Origin of the sequence: Pseudomonas sp. GXM4 (assembly GCF_008923895.1) — a bacterium.
GTDB lineage: Bacteria > Pseudomonadota > Gammaproteobacteria > Pseudomonadales > Pseudomonadaceae > Aquipseudomonas > Aquipseudomonas atacamensis.
Window position 1 is genome coordinate 1 of the sequence record NZ_WBRZ01000034.1, and the last position, 16,336, is coordinate 16,336.

The window sequence follows — 16,336 nt, forward strand, 5'->3', positions numbered from 1 at the left end:
AGCAGAATCCTCTCGTTTAAGAGCCTCAAGCACAGCTTCTTTGATCATTTTCTTGGGTGATGCACCGAACCGTCCGACTGAAAATTTATTTACGCCCTTCAAACTATTTAGACGGCCATAGGGCGTGTTTGAAAGAACCGTGACACTTCTTCTTTGTCGGTATTCCTTCGCAATATCTAGCAAATAAAAGCTCTTTCCAGATCCGTTAGGCCCTACAATAATCGCTACGGCATCGTCATCCGCAATAGCTTCATTAAACCCAATATCAGTCAGCACCTTAACCTCGCAACTTCCATTTAGATAAAGACGAAACAAATGTTTCACTAAGGTTTTTGAATCATTGGATCCACGAGGAGCATGCCCAAATAGCAGTAATCCTCACAACTAAATCGAAGCTTCTCGACTCCCCTGCGCCAAGCTGAGACATTCGGTATCGACCTCATCCTATCGAATCGAGAAGACTCCTTATCTTTTACCCGGACACTATATTAGAACAGATCACGAATGTCTGAACTCTCGCAATGGGTTGACAACGGTCATTGATGGATGGCGGCTTTTGGCCGTGAGCAGCCGTTCAAGGCTGCTCATTTCTGCGGCTGTAAGTGCCCATCTCGTGGTCGCTACTTTGCTCTCACCGTCCATAGCTGATCTAACTTCGTCGTGTAACTTTGACTCATCAGCTCCCGACGCATCTCCCAACCAGGCGCTGCAGGCACGCTGGCTAAACGCAACACTCCCTTTCCCCAGCGGCCATTGATCTCATCCAGAACACTCATCACCTTGTCCGCCATCACAGGCTGCGAATGCGCAAACAGGTCATCGGTGAATTCGCCGGGCTGACGGAGATCCATCAGTAGAACCTCAGCCTTGCTGTACTTGAATCCCGGCCGGAAGAGGCGATTGACTGCCTCGGTGGCAGCCTTTGTCATGAGCCTGACGTCATTGGTCGGATACGGTAATTCAACCAGAGCGCCGTTCGCGTACTTCGCTTCCTCGGGGTTGAACATGCCGGTACGAATGCTCACGCGGATTTTCTTACATAGCGAATTTTGCGCTCGCAGTTTTTCCGCCGCGCGTTGGGTGTAGGTAGCGACCGCTTCCTTGATCGGCTCAATCTGCGTGAGCCGCATGCCGAACATTCTGCTGCAGCAAATCTCTTGCTTGGGTGGGTCAGCTTCCCCTAATTCTAGACATGGTGTACCGGCCAGCTCGCGAGCAGTCTTCTCGATCACCACGCTGAATTTCTGGCGAAGCATCCATGGATCGGCTTTCGCCAAGTCCATGGCGGTCTTGATGCCCATCGCTTCCAGATGAGCCTTCATGCGCTTGCCAATGCCCCAGACTTCGCCGACATCGGTGTTGCGCAACGTCCAGTCTCGTTTGAACGGATCGCACAGATCCACTACGCCGCCGGTGATATCGAGCAGCCGTTTGGCTGTGTGGTTGGCGAGCTTCGCCAGTGTCTTCGTGCGCGCGATCCCCACCCCGACTGGAATGCCTGTGCGCTTGAGAAGGGTGGAGCGCATGTGCCTGCCAAACGCGGACAGATCTCCAGGCATGCCAGTCAAATCAGCAAATGCTTCATCAATGCTGTAGACCTCAAGCGCTGGCACCATCGATTCGATGATAGTCATGACGCGCTCGCTCATGTCGCCGTACAGAGCGTAGTTACTGCTGAAGGCCACGATTCCATGCCGGCGTAGATGGCCTTTGATCTGGAAGTACGGCTGCCCCATTTTTACGAACGGCTTGGCGTCGTAGCTACGCGCGATCACACAGCCGTCGTTGTTGGACAGCACCACGATAGGTGTCTTGGCGAGGTCGGGTCTAAAGACGCGCTCGCAGCTCGCGTAAAACGAGTTGCAGTCGATCAGGGCGAAGACAGGCTCACGTATTGTCATGATCGCGCACGCTGTATTTCACAACGCCCCAGATCACAAGCTCATCGCCTTCCATGACATGTCTAGCCGGATATTTTGGGTTCTCTGACACAAGCAACACGGCGTTCTCGCGCAGAAGCAGGCGCTTGCAGAAGGGCTCCGAATTCAACGCGGCGATAACGATATCGCCACTGACCGCTTCGATGCTCCGATCGACGATCACCATATCCCCGGAATAGATGCCCGCGCCCTGCATGCTATCCCCATCAATCCTCACCAGATACACGTGCGGCGCCCTGATATCGAACAGCTCATCCAGGGAAATGTGCTTTTCGATGTGGTCAGCCGCAGGGGAAGGGAAGCCCGCCGGTACCTTGGATGAATAAAGGGGCAGCTGCTGACCGCCAGTAGCGAGTGGGCCGAGGAGGGTGATGCTCATGATGCAAGCCTTAGGAGGTTAACTGTACATGCATACAGTTAACGATTTGGTTCGCTTGCGGTCAATCTCATAGGCACGACATTTCGACGGGTGACAGCATGTGCGGACGCTACTCGATCTACGAATCGATGGATCACTACCTCAAGGTGCTTGCGCCAAAGCAGCTAGTTATCAATGGCTATGACCTTTGGCCCATTGAGCGATACAACGTCGCGCCGTCGACGCGGGTCGAAATCATCCGGCCGGTGGAAGAGGGCCTGAGCATTGATAAGGTCAAATGGGGATGGGCTCCGTTCTGGGCGAAGGGTAAGCGTCCCGACCCGATAAACGCCAGAGTCGAGACCGTCATCACCGGCAAGTTCTTCAATCAGCTCTGGCCAAACGGACGCGTACTCGCGCCGGCGAACGGCTGGTTCGAATGGGTAAAGGACGAAGAAGATCCGAAGAAAAAGCAGCCGTATTTTATTACTCTAAAAGAGCAAATTCCGATGTTCTTCGCAGGTTTGGCGGAGGTGCACGAAGGCCTAGAACCGGATGACCGCGACGGCTTTGTCATCATCACTGCTGCGAGTGATGAAGGCATGGTCGATATCCACGATCGCAAGCCCTTAGTCTTATCGCCGGAGCATGCGCGTGAATGGATTGACCCGGATACCTCACCTGAGCGAGCTCGTGAACTAGCGATGGAGCAATGCAGGCCCGCTACAGATTTTCATTGGTACAAGGTTGGCAAGGAGGTGGGGAACGTTCGTAATCAGGGCTCACATTTGATTCAGCCGCTTTCACTAGCGTCAGACGTCGACGACTGATTAGCCCGTGACATGATCGCAAGTTAGTTGTCCAATGAACGAACGTATCGCGAAAGTTCAAAGCTGTTAATGGTATTTATAGAGTGCAACGCCTATGTGCAGCGCTGGACTTGCAAAGAACAGGAGGCGCTCCCGTGCCTATGACTACCGACGCGGCGATCACACATTTCAGACAAAGTCTCGCTGGCTTGCGAAGGGCTTCAAGCCGAAGCGATTTTGACAAACGCCATGCTTATCTCCTCGGCTATTGCGAAGCGCTGTTGATTATCGGGGTGATCGACAGATATCAATGGCGAGCTTTTATGGAGGACATCGACAACCAGTGCCGAGCTAGGAGCGGGGCGGTTGCACCCACTACCTCGATGCCAGGATGGTCTGCAAAAGACTACCTGTAGCCTCGTACATGCTCCCTACGCGTGAACCAAAAGCAAAGCTGGTTCGCTTGCATCAACCTTCGTGTGTATATCGACTCATGACAAGGCTAAAGCGCGGGGTCTCAAGAGGGATTCTTGTGGAACCGATCCTATTCGTGACCTGCGATGCTTAGCTAGCTACACTGCGTGCTGCGCCTGAAATTCTTTTGGGCCATCCGGAGCGTCATGCATGTCCGTCCAACATCGCAACAACGTGAACGTGCTCGGTGATGGCCCGGCAACTCTCGTTTTTTCCCACGGGTTCGGCTGCGACCAAACCATGTGGTGTTACCTCGTCGACCATTTTACGAATCGATTTAGGGTCGTTCTTTATGATCTTGTCGGCGCGGGACAGTCTGATCTCACGGCTTATGATTCGGAAAAGTACAGTTCGTTAGACGCTTATGCGCAAGATCTGGCTGAAGTCATCAATGAGTTCGCCAGTGGCCCAGTCATAGTGGTCGGTCACTCCGTCAGTGCCATGATCGGCGTATTGGCAGATAGGGCTCACAGCGACCGCATCGCTGCTCACGTGATGATTGGCCCTTCACCTTGCTATGTCGACTCCGGGGATTACGTCGGCGGATTCAAGCTCGAGGACATCCACTCATTGCTCGATACCCTCGATAGCAATTATCTCGGCTGGTCTAGCACCATGGCCCCCGTCATCATGGGGGCTCCCGGTCAACCGGCTCTTGGTGAGAAGCTGACGAACAGCTTTTGCCGTACTGATCCGGAGATCGCGAAGCAATTTGCCCGAGTGACGTTCATGTCGGATAACCGGGATGACGTAGTCGGTTTAGAAACTCCGACGCTGATATTGCAATCCACGGATGACATCATCGCCCCAGTCGCCGTAGGTGAGTACCTGCATCAGATCCTGCCCAATAGCACCCTCTGTCTAGTTTCCAATGTTGGTCATTGTCCGCACATGAGTGTGCCCAGTGCGTGCTCTGAAGCGATGGACAGCTTCCTTTCGCCCTGGACGGAAGGCGGCGATGGCCGGTGAACCGTCTCTAATTCCCGATTCGCAGTCGCTTTTCGACAACGCGCCTTGCGGCTTGGTCGTTACTCGGGAAGACGGCAGCATCCTGAGCGCCAATAAAACTTTCTGTACCTGGATCGGTTCGGAGAAAACCGACCTGGAGCGCCGGCGCTTTCAAGATCTGCTTACGATGGGCGGACGAATTTTCCACCAAACACATTGGGCGCCACTGATACAGATGCAGGGCTCGGTGGCCGAGGTAAAGCTGGATGTGGTTCACCGCGATAAGACCTTAATTTCTATGCTACTCAATGGCGTTCGTCAGCAGCATGAGTCCGGTGTTGTTTATCAACTGGCGTTGTTCTGTACCACCGACCGGGATCACTACGAACGTGAGCTATTGAAAGCCAAGCAACTCGCTGAAAAGCTTCTCGCGAATAAAGTGGCCGCTGATGCAGCGTTGTCGCAGGCGCAGACGAAGCTAAACAAAGCTTATGAAAAAGCTCAGCGTCGCGCGTTATTCGCGGAGCAAATGGTTGCGATCGTCAGCCATGACCTGAAGAACCCATTGACGGCAATCAAAATGGCGGCAGAGATTCTCGGTCGGAAAATGCCTGACGGGAAGGAAAAGCTCATGCTGAACCACATCAGCAATTCCACGGATCGGGCGCATCGAATGATCACTGACCTTTTGGATTTTGCTTTAGCTAGAGTCGGACGAGGTATATCCGTCTCGCGTTCAGCCATTGACCTACATTCGGTAGTGGCTAAAAGCGTCGCAGAGCTACGAGTTGCCTTTCCAGATGTCGATCTTCGGCATCAAACGGTTGGGCGGGGAAATGTCGAACTCGACGCTGACCGTATACAACAGATCATCGGCAACCTAGTCGCCAACAGTGCGGCGTACGGCGACCAGAAAAAACCGATTACTGTCATCTCCAGCCTTGATATTAACCGTGCAAGCATTTCGGTTCACAACTTCGGCGCGGCGATTCCTGAGTCCGCTCGATCCAAGCTTTTCGAACCGATGACCCGTGGTTCAGACCAGGATAGTCAGAACCGTAGCGTGGGGCTTGGCCTCTTCATAGTCCGGGAAATCGCTTTGGCCCATGGTGGCGATATCGCTGTGCACTCGACTGCCGACGAGGGCACAACGTTTACGATTAATTTTCCCGAGATATCGTCTTTTTCTGACGGGAAGGGATAGGGCGAATGCTTGTGCATTAGCTGAATGTTGATCACCGCAAATGAAACGCGGCTAGCACTGCCAGCACTTACCTATGAGCCACGAAAGGTTTCGTCGCACGTCGGTGTTGGCGTCCAGCGCGTCCGTGCTGCTGACATGTTATGCATGCGTCCACGGGGCGCGCTGAGGCCGCTGGCGGCGGCGAACAGCCAAGGTGAGGGGGAAGAGTCTCTTAAAGAACGCTGTAGAAAAAAGGGCGATGTTGTTTTCACAACTTCGCCCATGTCACCAGGTCGTGCGTTACTTTGATTCCATGGTTGCCGCTTGATTACCACCTTGCTCGGCGATCTTCGACAGTTTGTCGTCCGTAGCTTTCTCTTCGGCAAGTGTTGCGCTGAGGAGCTTGGCAGCATCAGTCAAGTTCAAGTGCTTCGCCATAGCGATCAACGTGCCGTAACTGGCGATCTCGTAGTGCTCGACCTTTTGCGCGGCGCCAATAAGTCCCGCATCGAGAACGGCACCTTTCTCGATTTCCTCCAAAAGCTCTTTCGATTCTTCGACCAGTCCCTCCATCGCTACGCACTTCATGCGCTTGAGCTTTAAGCCAGTCAATTCGACGAGCTGGTCAATCCGCTCAATCTGTCCTTGGGTTTCCTCCAGGTGCGCATTGAAGGCTTCAGCCAAGAGAGGATTGGTCGCCGCGCGTGCCATGCGGGGGAGGGCGCGAGTGATCTGTTTCTCAGCGCTATAAATATCGGAAAGTTCGTGGATAAACAGGTCTTCAACAGTTTTTCTAGCCATCTTATTTCTCCTCTCCACTGTATAAGTCTCGGTGTCGAGACGCGTCATTTGCATGTCCACGCATGTGGGCTGCATGAAGAAATGACCAGTCGGTGGAATCAGGCGTTCAAATTTTGTTAGTGCTGAAGGAAGGCCGTGCGGGAAACTCGAAACCGACAGACGGTTAAAATGTAATAAAGTATTTCTGGCTTCTATGCGGTCAACAGACTGTGTTCATCCAGAGTGTGTGTTATGAGATTTTCCCTTTTCTGCCAATCGCTATCCAATTGGGCTGGCAGCCCGAAGACGTTTTTGAGCGCAATTTTGTTGATCATCGCCTGGGCGGCGACCGGCCCATACTTCCACTACAACGATACATGGCAGCTCATCATCAATACGTCGACCACAATCATTACTTTCCTGATGGTGTTCCTGATTCAGAACACCCAGAACCGTGACAACGACATCCTGCATCTGAAGATTGATGAGCTTATACGAGCTACTCACGATGCGCAGAATGCCACGCTCGGTTTGGAGCAAATGGGATCGAGTGAACTCAGAAAACTTCGTGAGCAATACCGCACGTTAGGTGAATCGGGCCAGATTAAGGTTGATTCTGCACGCAGTGATGATCATCGCTAGATTATCCATCTATAAATCTGAGATATTATTTCATAAAGACCTTCACCAACCGTCCAAAGAGAATGTCCATGTCCAAGCTCGCAGAATACCGCCAATTAGAAAGACATCTCGCAGAACAACTCAAGGCGTTGGAAGCGCTAAAAGGTGACGCTGATCTTAAAAAAGAAATTGAGTTTGAGACTAAGCTGCGTGATCTCCTTGCGAAATACGGTTACAGCCTGAAAGACGTAATCAACGTGCTTGACCCACGAGCTGGTCGTCGCGAACCCGCTGTCCAATCAAACTTTGGGCGGCGCAAGCCCCGCCAAGTCAAGACCTATAAAAATCCGCACACTGGTGAAGTAATCGAAACCAAGGGCGGTAACCATCGTGGCCTCAAAGACTGGAAAGCGGAGCACGGTTCTGAAACCGTTGAGTCATGGCTAACCAAATAATTATGCGTTGAGATAAGAGAGCCCTACGGGGCTCTTTTTTACGTCGGGCGCGGAGTCGCAGCGTTGCGCGTGCTGTAAGGGCGACCGACATTGCGGGACGCGTCACCGACAGCGTGGACTGTTGAGGGCAGTTGACCAAATGCTGTGGTTGCACCGAGGGCAGTCTGCTCGTTGAGCCTCCACCATGTGCTGGGGGAAACCGCAATTTACGCAGCAATACGAACCCGATGCAGGCGCAGTTTCAAACTCGGCACGATGCTCTAATGGCAGGACGGACAGCCCAGGGCGCAGATCTTTCTGTTCGAAAAAATAAAGGCTGACGTCGCCGTCGGTCTCAACGAGCCCAAGCCTTACTTGTCCGAGATGTTCAACCCCTTGCTGTCGTAACTCCATCAGCAATTCGTTAGATGAGATGTTCAACGTTTCTAAAGACTTGAGCTCGTAGAGACCGTCACGAATGACCGTTACCGGAAGCCCATCCATCCAGGCTTCGAACTTCTTGCTCTTCGTCATCACCAGAACGGTAAGCCGGTACAGAAGCAGGAGCGTGAGAAAGACCACTGCAACCGGCAATAGCGGAACGTCATGGTAGAAAGACACGTCTCCTGCCGCTGAGCCCAATGTCAGAATCACGACCAGCTCAAAAAGTGAAAGCTGTCTGATCCCTCGTCGACCGCTGGATTTCAAAAAAAGAAACACTGCGAGGAACGCGAAAGTGGCCCTGAAACCTACCTCCAGCAAAAACGTTAAGGGAAATTCGTCTATCAGCATCCGCTGGATATCGAAAGGCGACATCGTGACCTCGATTGTATTTTCAGAGTGGACGACGGATCGAATCAGCGTTGGTTTCAAAAGCTGATGTCGGAATATTCAGCGGATAATCGGACTTTGCGGGCTGTTACGACATGAAGCGGATTCATCAATAGCCCGCGCCATACCACGCACTGCTACGTTGAGCTGGCTCGCCAGGTGACATCGGTAATGCCAAATCTTTCGGCTTGAGGTTTGGACACCATCTTCAGCGGCGGGCGACCAGGTCTGGGAATGGGTGCTACACCCGCATCGCAACTAGCCCAGTGCCAGGCATCAGCGTTTTGCATCGATTTGCTACGGATGATGAAGGACTTGGGCACACCGTGAAGCTTGTAATTGATGACGAATAGGTTGTTTTCCATGACTTACTCCGTCTGCTCTGATCTAACGGAGTCATCGATCGCGGAAAAATTCAAAAAATTCAGGGACTTCACCCCTTGTATTGATTCAGGGCAGTGGAGATCCAGCTTCATCCGCTGAGCACCAACCAAATCCGGCATGGCCTCACGATTTCGAAGCCAGGCTTAGCGTTTACTTATGGGGTTTCCGGGCTGCAGAAGCTCCGCCACTGCCACAACCATCTCATCCAGCGACCAAGGCTTGTGCAGGTAAATAGTTTGAGCTGGCACTTCGGTGCTCTCGATCAGATAACCCGAGGTAAGTATCGCAGCGATGTGAGGCCATCTGCCTTTGACCATCTGTATGAACTCGATGCCTTGGACTTGGCCGGGGACGCCGTGATCGGCGATCACAAGGACGCATTCACCATGTGCTTCGAGCAGGTAGGTCAACGCATCATCCGCTGTCGCGAACGGGACAGTCTTCGCACCAATCTCATCCATGATATCGGTCATGAGCGACTGCAGAGTTGGGTCGTCCTCAATGACGATGACCTCGCCGCGAATCGGCAGCAATCCTTCCCAATTTACGTTCAAACAATCCTCCTCTAAACAGAGAGCCCGACCGACCAAACAAACGGAACGGTGCATGAGTGTAAGCGAAAATGCCGCGTGTGCCGTGAAAACGCGTGGAGCTCCCGGGACGCTCGACGCAGGTCAAGTCCCCACAGATGTCCTCGCAGCGTATTGAAGAGCGTGTGGCGCCTCGCGTTCTGATCTCCTGCGCTAGCATGGAATTCATCTCCAGTTGTGCGCTTGAGGCTATGAATGCTGCGTAGCAATCCCTTGATCTAGATCAAACATTGCTCAATTTTTCGAACCTTCCTTCAGAGGTATCTATCGAAACTAGGAACAGGGTAAGCGCATCACCGGGGAAGATCGGCAAGCACTTATCGCGAATTAGTTGAGGCAGATGAGTCAAATTCGAGCGTGCGACAGCTAGCAACCAGGATCGATCCATGCAGCAAGAAAACCACAACCACCCAGTTATAGTCATCGGAACGTCCAGCGGCGGACTCGCTGCACTGCGTGAGTTTCTTGCCGAGCTTCCGTCTGATTTTAATGCGGCTGTCTTCGTCACGATGCACATCGGAGACCAACCTAGTGCTCTCCCTAGCCTTCTAACCCAGTCGAGCCAATTGCCCGTCGGCTTCGCTTTGAGCCAAGAGCAGGTAGTGACGGGTCGTGTATACATAGCCCCTCCCGATAAGCATCTCCTTGTCAAAAAAGGAGCTATTCAGATCACTCGAAGCGCCAAGGAAAACCACTCGCGGCCTGCGATTGATCCGATGTTTAGATCGGCTGCCATTAGCTATGGAAGTAATGCCATAGGGGTGTTGATGACCGGCGAGCTTGATGATGGTGTAGTGGGGCTTCAGGCGATAAAGGCATATGGCGGACTGGCCTTCGTACAAGATCCTGAGACTGCCGAAGCACCCTCAATGCCGACGAATGCTCTCCGGCATGTGAGTGTGGACGGATGCCTGCCGCTTACTGAGTTGGCGAAGAGGCTAGTACAGATCATCAATCAACGTACATCTGAGACGACAGCACCTTCTGCATCAAACCGTATCGAGCCATTCGCTACGGAGAATGATCTGGCTGAGGATTTCAGTAAAGGTGGTTCCTGCGCGCTAAATGAGATCGGCCAGGTCGCAGGCATGTCCTGTCCGGAATGCGGAGGCGCTCTGTGGGAAGTAGCCGCATCCTCTCCACGGTTTCGCTGCCATACCGGTCATGCCTATACCGCCGCCGCATTGTTCCAACCCCAGAATGAAACGATTGAGGAGGCACTCTGGGTGGCCATTAGAGCCTTGCATGAAAAGCAGTTGCTCCTGGGGCGGCTCATGCAGAGCAGCAAAGATGCCGGGCGCAAGGGCGCGTTACGAGAATACGAACTTGCAAGCGATGGACTCGAAAGTCATAAGGCTACTCTTCGAGCATTGCTTACCTCGTTACGTCCGACTTGAGAAAAGAAGCCGAATTGCGTTCGTCTTCTCGCATCGCTCAGACACTTCAGCGGCTGCGTTGAGGGTACGCTGGTGAGCTGACCACTTTGATTGCAAAGCGCCGGAATCGATGCTACTTGATCCCGTGCCATTTCAACGCCAATGCTCGGAAACGTGGGGCATATCCGATTGCTTCAGGAGTTGCTCCGTTTTGAGCGATCCAGCTAAATACTACCCCGCAGCAAGAGGCGGTTTGTTGGTTCAGACCATAAAGGTCAGCGAAGTCAAAACCGCCGTTCTCGGGCGCGTTCCACCAAGCCAAAAGAAAATTTGCCACCTTGCTCGATTGCGTGGTGTCCCGCTCAGCCAATGCCAGCAGATGTTCCAACGCCGACCGGGTGGCCATATCCATAGCCGGATTAGAATCCGCACTTTTTGCGAAGGGGTGGATTGGAGCTGCAGAGCCTAGCTCTGGAAGAGCACGCAGGCGTTTGTCCGCTGAGTCACCCCATAACCGTCCGGCATCAACCGAATCCTCTGGGCTTATAAGCCTTCGGGCGCTGAGCTCACGAAGGAAGTTGAGGCCCAAGTCCAACGCCTCAAACAGCCTATGCCGATTAGGCGCATTTTGAATTTCATTCAAATGTGAAAGTGATTGCGAGAAATAGGGTTCAGGTAGGTCTCGGAAGCAGGGTGCGCCGGACATGAATAACGCCTCGGGTTGATCGTCAATGAAGTCTTTATACGGTCGATTTCAGCGCCTGGCATTGGTACGCGCGAGCCTGAACAACCTTGTGTAGCAACCTTCAGAGAACATCAGGCTTGAGTGATGGTCTGGTAGATTATTGCAGAACATGCTGGTGCAAGGATGCACTTTCAAAATGCGGAGCGCACATGGATTACATCGATTTGATTCAATGGCCAGCGATGGCTGTCACAGTCATCTCAGCCTGGTTCATCGGCTCGCAACGAGCTTACCGCCGGATGATCGCTTTTTGGGGGTTCATCCTAAGCAATGCGCTTTGGGTGGCTTGGGGACTTCATGCCGAGGCCTATGCGCTGATTGTTCTTGAATGCGTGCTGTTGGGCATGAATGCCCGAGGATTCAAAAAAAACTTCGACGGGCACCGTCATTCCTGAGTCAAGCTTTCTTAGCTCTTCGAATTTTTTCTTAATCCGCGAAGATTCATCAGAAAAAGGCAAACCTGCAATACGATCAATGCATAAGCGCCTGCGTAGGCGCCCCAGATGACCCACAAGACGTTGCTCACGCTGAAGCACACAAACCCGGTCATTCGTCTTCTGGGCCGCTGCGATCCGATGAGCCATGCGGCCAGGACGGTGACGACCATCGCTGGCCACTGAATCCAATCCCAATAAGACAAATTATCCTCTCAATACATTATCGTGAGCCGAAGTGCTGCTTGGATGCCAGGCTGATCAGTCAGGCTTCTCATCGTCGGATATGGGGTTCGATTTGCCGAGAACGTAGCAGGGATGGAGCTGACCATTAGGATGTGTTGTCACAACAACAGATATTAGTGACCACCCCTCAGCGAGCTTTACGTTTACTTCATTGGTCGAAAGCGCTTCCATGATTTGCGTTGCCTCGGACATATGCATTTTGTCTTTCTCAAGCTGAGGAGTTCAACAGTTAGGCGCCCGGCACGGATGAGGGTTCCTCTACCTAAGATCGTGGCCCTGAATTGCATGATTACCCAGCGTGTGAAACCTTTATCAGAATGTGTTGGGCCTGCATAAATATCGAGATGTTAGGAGGTCGGGCGGTGGTTCGAACGCCTCATAACTGCTCGTCTACACTGCTTCACGGATGACGGATGAGGTGTCCATGCCGCGCAGAATGATGACCGTTAAAGACTTGCAGGTGAATGTCTCAATCGCCGGCCAAGGCCCACCGTTACTCCTACTCAACGGTCTGGGAGGTTTGATTAAAACCTTCGATGCTCTGCGCAACGAACTAGGTGACTACATAACGATCACGTTGGACGTGCCTGGTGTCGGCAAATCGCAAATGCCCCGCTGGCCGATGCGATTGCCAAGTCATGCCGATCTGATCGCCGAAATGCTCAAACAATTAGGTATCGACCATGTTGATGTATTCGGCGTGAGTTGGGGCGGTGCATTGGCGCAAGAGTTGGCTCTTCGTCATCCAACCATGGTACGACGGCTTATTCTGGCGGCAACTTCTGCGGGCCCGGTTCTACTGATGAGGCCCGCTGACATCCTTGAGTTCGGAGCGCAGGCGCCAAACAGAGGAAACGAGATGGTTCAGTCAATTCGACACAGGCGCTGCTGCGTTTCGGTGTTGTAAAGCGAATGCTAACCGTACGCCTGCGAACGTATCATCACCAGTTAGCCGCTTTGGTAGGCTGGACAAGTCTGCTGCGGTTATTCCGTCTGCGCTCGCGCACGCTTATTCTGATCGGCGACCGTGACACCCTGGTACAGCCCTACAACGCGCACATCCTGAAACGCTCAATTCCACGATCCGAACTCCGCGTGCTTAAGGGCGAGGGGCATTTTTTCGTAGTGACCAGTGCCAGGCGAACTGCTGGCTTGATACGCGAATTTCTTTGCTAGCAGCAGAACGGTGAAGGCTCAGCGCCGGAGATCGCTAACCGCGCTGGTAAGCAACGTTTGCAGCGAATTAAGACTGTTTAATCTTTGTCATGCTAAAGCTCTTACTGCTATGTAGCGGCTACAGCCCCATGCTTCGGGCGTTTGGCCCACGTCCCGAGAAAGCTCAAGAGGATTTCCGTAAGCAACCAGAATGCCGCCAATCCTTTCAAACTCTTCGGTTCTCCTAGGGTCAACCTGACAGGTATTGATCGTCATGTCAGAGGTGAGCCAATGGATAACTATCACATCAAAAAAGCGGAAAAACTCTGGGAGCTCGTCAAAGAGGGCGCGCAACGCGCCTCCAAGTCCGCATCCACCAAAGCAGAAATTACCGAGATAGCGAGCGAATTTCTTCAGGGCAAGACAGCTTCTCTCAAAATCCACAAAGAGGACGGCACGATCCAAGAGGAGCGTACATTTCCTCGATCAGCAGATCCTAGAAAAACAAAAGGCTGAACCGGGCACATGAAAATGGTTGCGGCGCGCATTTCGCTGGCACTGCTATGCAAGCAACCGACCTGAAGTCTCGGTCATCCCAAATGGACTTCGCTTCAACTACAGGTGCTGATGATGGTCATTGCATGTCTAGGATGGGGATCTTTGATTTGGAAGCCGGATACCTTACCGCTCGCGAGCAAGTGGTTTATGGATGGCCCCGTGTTGCCCATCGAGTTCGCGCGAATCAGTGACAACGGCGATCTTACGACGGCCATATGCGCGAATGCGCCTGGGTGCACAGTGCTTTGGGCGATACTGGATCTGGACAACCTTGATGAGGCACGCGAGGCCCTTAGAATTCGGGAGGGGGTACCTCAAGATCGGGAGGATGGCATCGGTAGTTTCGTGGTTGGGAAGACCGTAGCGGGGGTCATTGCTGAATGGGCGATCCCCCGCCAATTGGACGCGGTAATCTGGACTGGATTGCCACCAAGGTTCGGCGGCATTGAAGGTTTAGTTCCCGCAGCCGAAGACGCTATTGCCTATCTTGCAGGCTTATGCGGAGAAGTACGTGAGCATGCGCGCGACTATATCAAAAAAGTGCCGGCTCAGATCGACACACCCTGCCGACGCGAGATAATGACAAGCCTTGGGTGGCAGTGATTGGCGTAGAACCCCAAACGAACATCCCCGCCACCATTGCACATTGGCGGCCCTGCGAAACTGGCTGAAATATCTTCACCAGACAAAGGAGGTGAGTTGGTCGATCTTCGCAAGCATCAGGATAGACCGTTTGGGTTTTGTCCGGCGTTTCACAAAGTGCAGGAGCCATCGAATTTTCTACGCTCTGGCGATGTGCGCTGCGTCCCGGGGTGCTCAGAACCAACCGGCGAATGCTTTGATCTTTCTTTAGATGTACGGTATGAAGATTGCTCTGTTAAGCCCACCGCCAATTTGACGACGCGCACATGACGCTCTCCTTACCGATCTACACAAGGCTGACACCTAAAGCGTTGTCCCTTTCGCTGATAGGTTTCATTCTTCTGGTCTGTTTTTCGTTGATCCTTGCTACTGCTTGGCAGATGGCGCAGTCGTCCGGTGAGCGAGTAGACGCGGCCAAAATAACTGTTTCGAACATCGTACTTGCCGCTGAACAGCAGGCCCGTGACACGATGCTGCAGGCCGACAATACTTTGCGAGATCTGGCTGAGCGTGTAGCGCACGATGGAAGCGGCCCTGATCAACAAGAGCGATTGGCGAAGCTGATGGCCCGACAGGTGAATAATATTGAAGGTGTTCAAGGGCTTTTCATCTTCGATGCTCACGGCAACTGGATGGCGAATTCGTTTTCGGAAGGCCTACACACCAAAAACAACAGCGACCGAGCATACTTCGTTTATCACCGTGAGCACGATGATCAGTCCATCCACATCGGCTCCATAGTCGAAAGTCGAACGACTGGCGAGATGGTGATCCCTATCAGTCGGCGTATCGAAACAGCCGATGGAGCATTTGCAGGAGTTGCGTTAGCCACGGTTCCGGTTTCATATTTCCAAAGCTTTTTCAAACGCGTGGACGTTGACGACGCAGGAGTAATTTTCCTAGCACTCGATAATGGAGAATTTCTTGCCCGACGCCCGACAGTAGCAGCGTTGATGACGACCAATCTTTCCAAGGGTGAGATTTTTAGCCGCTACTTACCCCAGAGCGATAGCGGTACTGCAATTATCAAATCCATTGTAGATGGCATTGAGCGGATCTACGCCTATCGTCGCTTGGCTGGTCTGCCTATCGTCGCAGCAGCCGGGGTGTCGTACGAGCATGTATTCGCTCCTTGGTGGTCATATGTTTACCAATCGGTTGCACTGGTAGGCTCCATCATATTGGCTTTGGCGTTTTTAGGTAACTTGCTATATCGGCAGATCCAACAGCTGCTTGTTGCAGAGCGTGAGCTCAAAGCAATCCGAAAAGAGCTAGAGGTGATAGCCCATACAGATGGTCTCACTTCTCTAGCCAATAGGAGAAATTTTGACTTGGCTATGGATAAAGAGTGGAAGCGTGCCACGAGAAATCAGACAAGCATATCCGTAATCCTTTTGGATATAGATTTGTTTAAGCAATATAATGATCATTACGGCCATTTAAGTGGTGATGATTGCCTTGTGCGCGTAGCGAACCTTATTGCAGCTAACGTCAATAGGCCAGGTGATATCGCTGCTCGCTACGGTGGAGAAGAATTTGTAGTTCTGCTTCCGGACACTGAACTCGCAGGTGCGGTTGTGGTTGCAGAGAACATTAGGCTTTCCTTGTTGTGTGCAAAAATTCAACATTCAGCGAGCCCATTCGGCATAGTCACCATAAGCTCAGGTGTAGTTTCGACTGCTAAAACAGGAGAGGAGAATCAGAAAGAATTTCTGATCAAAGCTGACCGTTTGCTTTACAGCGCTAAGGCTCAAGGACGGAATCGAGTAGGAAGCTGAACTGTCTCACCGTCCCGAAAGTGCGCTTCGCCAATATGGGGACGTAGCTC

At 52.5% G+C, this 16,336-nt stretch carries 20 protein-coding genes; 11 read left to right on the forward strand and 9 right to left on the reverse strand.

Annotation, left to right across the window (positions count from 1 at the left end):
- From F8N49_RS07460 to F8N49_RS07470, 3 genes are all read right to left on the reverse strand, one after another.
- The coding region (locus F8N49_RS07460; protein ID WP_218574824.1) for a hypothetical protein at positions 1–324 on the reverse strand (324 nt) is incomplete at its 3' end.
- Positions 325–620: 296 nt separating this feature from the next.
- A complete protein-coding gene (gene umuC / locus F8N49_RS07465; protein ID WP_151551080.1) occupies positions 621–1,901 on the reverse strand; it encodes a translesion error-prone DNA polymerase V subunit UmuC in 1,281 nt (426 codons plus the stop codon).
- The gene (locus tag F8N49_RS07470; RefSeq protein WP_024013819.1) at positions 1,888–2,319 is read right to left on the reverse strand and encodes a LexA family transcriptional regulator; all 432 of its coding nucleotides are present in this window, start codon (positions 2,317–2,319) and stop codon (positions 1,888–1,890) included. The genes umuC and F8N49_RS07470 overlap by 14 nt, the downstream gene beginning before the upstream one ends.
- 98 nt (positions 2,320–2,417) lie before the next feature.
- On the opposite strand from F8N49_RS07470, the gene F8N49_RS07475 reads away from it, so the two are divergent.
- The 3 genes from F8N49_RS07475 (at position 2,418) to F8N49_RS07485 (ending at position 5,733) form a co-directional block, all read left to right on the forward strand.
- Positions 2,418–3,128, forward strand: coding sequence for an SOS response-associated peptidase family protein (locus tag F8N49_RS07475; protein ID WP_024013818.1), 711 nt, complete (start codon positions 2,418–2,420; stop codon positions 3,126–3,128).
- Positions 3,129–3,731: 603 nt separating this feature from the next.
- Positions 3,732–4,550, forward strand: coding sequence for an alpha/beta fold hydrolase (locus F8N49_RS07480; RefSeq protein WP_151551081.1), 819 nt, complete (start codon positions 3,732–3,734; stop codon positions 4,548–4,550).
- Positions 4,540–5,733 (forward strand): PAS domain-containing sensor histidine kinase, encoded by a 1,194-nt coding sequence (locus F8N49_RS07485; protein ID WP_151551082.1) that lies wholly within the window; start codon positions 4,540–4,542, stop codon positions 5,731–5,733. Before F8N49_RS07480 ends, F8N49_RS07485 begins: the two co-directional genes overlap by 11 nt.
- A 279-nt stretch (positions 5,734–6,012) precedes the next feature.
- On the opposite strand, the gene F8N49_RS07490 is transcribed toward F8N49_RS07485, so the two are convergent.
- Complete coding sequence (locus F8N49_RS07490; protein ID WP_039768421.1) at positions 6,013–6,513, reverse strand: ferritin-like domain-containing protein; 501 nt, start codon at positions 6,511–6,513, stop codon at positions 6,013–6,015.
- 231 nt (positions 6,514–6,744) lie between these two features.
- Between F8N49_RS07490 and F8N49_RS07495 the strand changes: the two genes are divergently transcribed.
- Together F8N49_RS07495 and F8N49_RS07500 are read left to right on the forward strand one after the other, a co-directional pair.
- Positions 6,745–7,134 (forward strand): low affinity iron permease family protein, encoded by a 390-nt coding sequence (locus tag F8N49_RS07495; protein WP_024013813.1) that lies wholly within the window; start codon positions 6,745–6,747, stop codon positions 7,132–7,134.
- Between the two features lie 68 nt (positions 7,135–7,202).
- Positions 7,203–7,568, forward strand: coding sequence for a histone-like nucleoid-structuring protein, MvaT/MvaU family (locus F8N49_RS07500; protein ID WP_024013812.1), 366 nt, complete (start codon positions 7,203–7,205; stop codon positions 7,566–7,568).
- Between the two features lie 102 nt (positions 7,569–7,670).
- On the opposite strand, the gene F8N49_RS07510 is transcribed toward F8N49_RS07500, so the two are convergent.
- From F8N49_RS07510 to F8N49_RS07520, 3 genes are all read right to left on the reverse strand, one after another.
- Positions 7,671–8,363 carry a DUF421 domain-containing protein gene (locus tag F8N49_RS07510; RefSeq protein ID WP_024013811.1) on the reverse strand — a complete coding sequence of 231 codons (693 nt, stop codon included), beginning with the start codon at positions 8,361–8,363 and terminating at the stop codon, positions 7,671–7,673.
- 152 nt (positions 8,364–8,515) lie between these two features.
- Positions 8,516–8,743, reverse strand: a complete 228-nt coding sequence (locus tag F8N49_RS07515) for a DUF6555 family protein (protein ID WP_122746257.1) — start codon at positions 8,741–8,743, stop codon at positions 8,516–8,518.
- A gap of 162 nt (positions 8,744–8,905) precedes the next feature.
- Positions 8,906–9,316: a response regulator gene (locus F8N49_RS07520; RefSeq protein WP_024013809.1), complete on the reverse strand. Its 411-nt coding sequence runs from the start codon at positions 9,314–9,316 to the stop codon at positions 8,906–8,908.
- Positions 9,317–9,738: 422 nt separating this feature from the next.
- Between F8N49_RS07520 and F8N49_RS07525 the strand changes: the two genes are divergently transcribed.
- Positions 9,739–10,749 carry a chemotaxis protein CheB gene (locus F8N49_RS07525; RefSeq protein WP_122746258.1) on the forward strand — a complete coding sequence of 337 codons (1,011 nt, stop codon included), beginning with the start codon at positions 9,739–9,741 and terminating at the stop codon, positions 10,747–10,749.
- Between the two features lie 112 nt (positions 10,750–10,861).
- On the opposite strand, the gene F8N49_RS28025 is transcribed toward F8N49_RS07525, so the two are convergent.
- Positions 10,862–11,434: a hypothetical protein gene (locus F8N49_RS28025; RefSeq protein ID WP_218574826.1), complete on the reverse strand. Its 573-nt coding sequence runs from the start codon at positions 11,432–11,434 to the stop codon at positions 10,862–10,864.
- A gap of 188 nt (positions 11,435–11,622) precedes the next feature.
- Here F8N49_RS28025 and F8N49_RS07535 point away from each other — a divergent pair, with 188 nt between their 5' ends.
- A complete protein-coding gene (locus F8N49_RS07535) occupies positions 11,623–11,868 on the forward strand; it encodes a hypothetical protein (RefSeq protein WP_024013806.1) in 246 nt (81 codons plus the stop codon).
- Positions 11,869–11,879: 11 nt separating this feature from the next.
- On the opposite strand, the gene F8N49_RS07540 is transcribed toward F8N49_RS07535, so the two are convergent.
- Entirely contained in the window at positions 11,880–12,080 is a 201-nt protein-coding gene (locus F8N49_RS07540; RefSeq protein WP_372241012.1) for a hypothetical protein, read from the reverse strand.
- 497 nt (positions 12,081–12,577) lie between these two features.
- Here F8N49_RS07540 and F8N49_RS28235 point away from each other — a divergent pair, with 497 nt between their 5' ends.
- The 4 genes from F8N49_RS28235 to F8N49_RS07560 all read left to right on the forward strand — a co-directional run bounded on the left by F8N49_RS28235 (position 12,578) and on the right by F8N49_RS07560 (position 16,286).
- A complete protein-coding gene (locus F8N49_RS28235) occupies positions 12,578–13,060 on the forward strand; it encodes an alpha/beta fold hydrolase (protein ID WP_256675411.1) in 483 nt (160 codons plus the stop codon).
- A 539-nt stretch (positions 13,061–13,599) separates the two neighbouring features.
- Positions 13,600–13,824: a DUF2188 domain-containing protein gene (locus F8N49_RS07550; protein ID WP_024013805.1), complete on the forward strand. Its 225-nt coding sequence runs from the start codon at positions 13,600–13,602 to the stop codon at positions 13,822–13,824.
- Between the two features lie 114 nt (positions 13,825–13,938).
- The gene (locus F8N49_RS07555; RefSeq protein ID WP_122746261.1) at positions 13,939–14,469 is read left to right on the forward strand and encodes a hypothetical protein; all 531 of its coding nucleotides are present in this window, start codon (positions 13,939–13,941) and stop codon (positions 14,467–14,469) included.
- Positions 14,470–14,774: 305 nt separating this feature from the next.
- Entirely contained in the window at positions 14,775–16,286 is a 1,512-nt protein-coding gene (locus F8N49_RS07560) for a sensor domain-containing diguanylate cyclase (protein ID WP_151551083.1), read from the forward strand.
- Positions 16,287–16,336 lie beyond the last annotated feature (50 nt).

What these genes read in the sequence shown, in the direction of transcription:
- umuC (WP_151551080.1), bottom strand. Translation starts at nt 1,901, where the DNA reads ATGACAATACGTGAGCCTGTCTTCGCCCTGATCGACTGCAACTCGTTT.
- F8N49_RS07470 (WP_024013819.1), bottom strand. Translation starts at nt 2,319, where the DNA reads ATGAGCATCACCCTCCTCGGCCCACTCGCTACTGGCGGTCAGCAGCTG.
- F8N49_RS07475 (WP_024013818.1), top strand. Translation starts at nt 2,418, where the DNA reads ATGTGCGGACGCTACTCGATCTACGAATCGATGGATCACTACCTCAAG.
- F8N49_RS07480 (WP_151551081.1), top strand. Translation starts at nt 3,732, where the DNA reads ATGTCCGTCCAACATCGCAACAACGTGAACGTGCTCGGTGATGGCCCG.
- F8N49_RS07485 (WP_151551082.1), top strand. Translation starts at nt 4,540, where the DNA reads ATGGCCGGTGAACCGTCTCTAATTCCCGATTCGCAGTCGCTTTTCGAC.
- F8N49_RS07490 (WP_039768421.1), bottom strand. Translation starts at nt 6,513, where the DNA reads ATGGCTAGAAAAACTGTTGAAGACCTGTTTATCCACGAACTTTCCGAT.
- F8N49_RS07495 (WP_024013813.1), top strand. Translation starts at nt 6,745, where the DNA reads ATGAGATTTTCCCTTTTCTGCCAATCGCTATCCAATTGGGCTGGCAGC.
- F8N49_RS07500 (WP_024013812.1), top strand. Translation starts at nt 7,203, where the DNA reads ATGTCCAAGCTCGCAGAATACCGCCAATTAGAAAGACATCTCGCAGAA.
- F8N49_RS07510 (WP_024013811.1), bottom strand. Translation starts at nt 8,363, where the DNA reads ATGTCGCCTTTCGATATCCAGCGGATGCTGATAGACGAATTTCCCTTA.
- F8N49_RS07515 (WP_122746257.1), bottom strand. Translation starts at nt 8,743, where the DNA reads ATGGAAAACAACCTATTCGTCATCAATTACAAGCTTCACGGTGTGCCC.
- F8N49_RS07525 (WP_122746258.1), top strand. Translation starts at nt 9,739, where the DNA reads ATGCAGCAAGAAAACCACAACCACCCAGTTATAGTCATCGGAACGTCC.
- F8N49_RS28025 (WP_218574826.1), bottom strand. Translation starts at nt 11,434, where the DNA reads ATGTCCGGCGCACCCTGCTTCCGAGACCTACCTGAACCCTATTTCTCG.
- F8N49_RS07535 (WP_024013806.1), top strand. Translation starts at nt 11,623, where the DNA reads ATGGATTACATCGATTTGATTCAATGGCCAGCGATGGCTGTCACAGTC.
- F8N49_RS07540 (WP_372241012.1), bottom strand. Translation starts at nt 12,080, where the DNA reads ATGGTCGTCACCGTCCTGGCCGCATGGCTCATCGGATCGCAGCGGCCC.
- F8N49_RS28235 (WP_256675411.1), top strand. Translation starts at nt 12,578, where the DNA reads ATGCCGCGCAGAATGATGACCGTTAAAGACTTGCAGGTGAATGTCTCA.
- F8N49_RS07550 (WP_024013805.1), top strand. Translation starts at nt 13,600, where the DNA reads ATGGATAACTATCACATCAAAAAAGCGGAAAAACTCTGGGAGCTCGTC.
- F8N49_RS07555 (WP_122746261.1), top strand. Translation starts at nt 13,939, where the DNA reads ATGGTCATTGCATGTCTAGGATGGGGATCTTTGATTTGGAAGCCGGAT.
- F8N49_RS07560 (WP_151551083.1), top strand. Translation starts at nt 14,775, where the DNA reads ATGACGCTCTCCTTACCGATCTACACAAGGCTGACACCTAAAGCGTTG.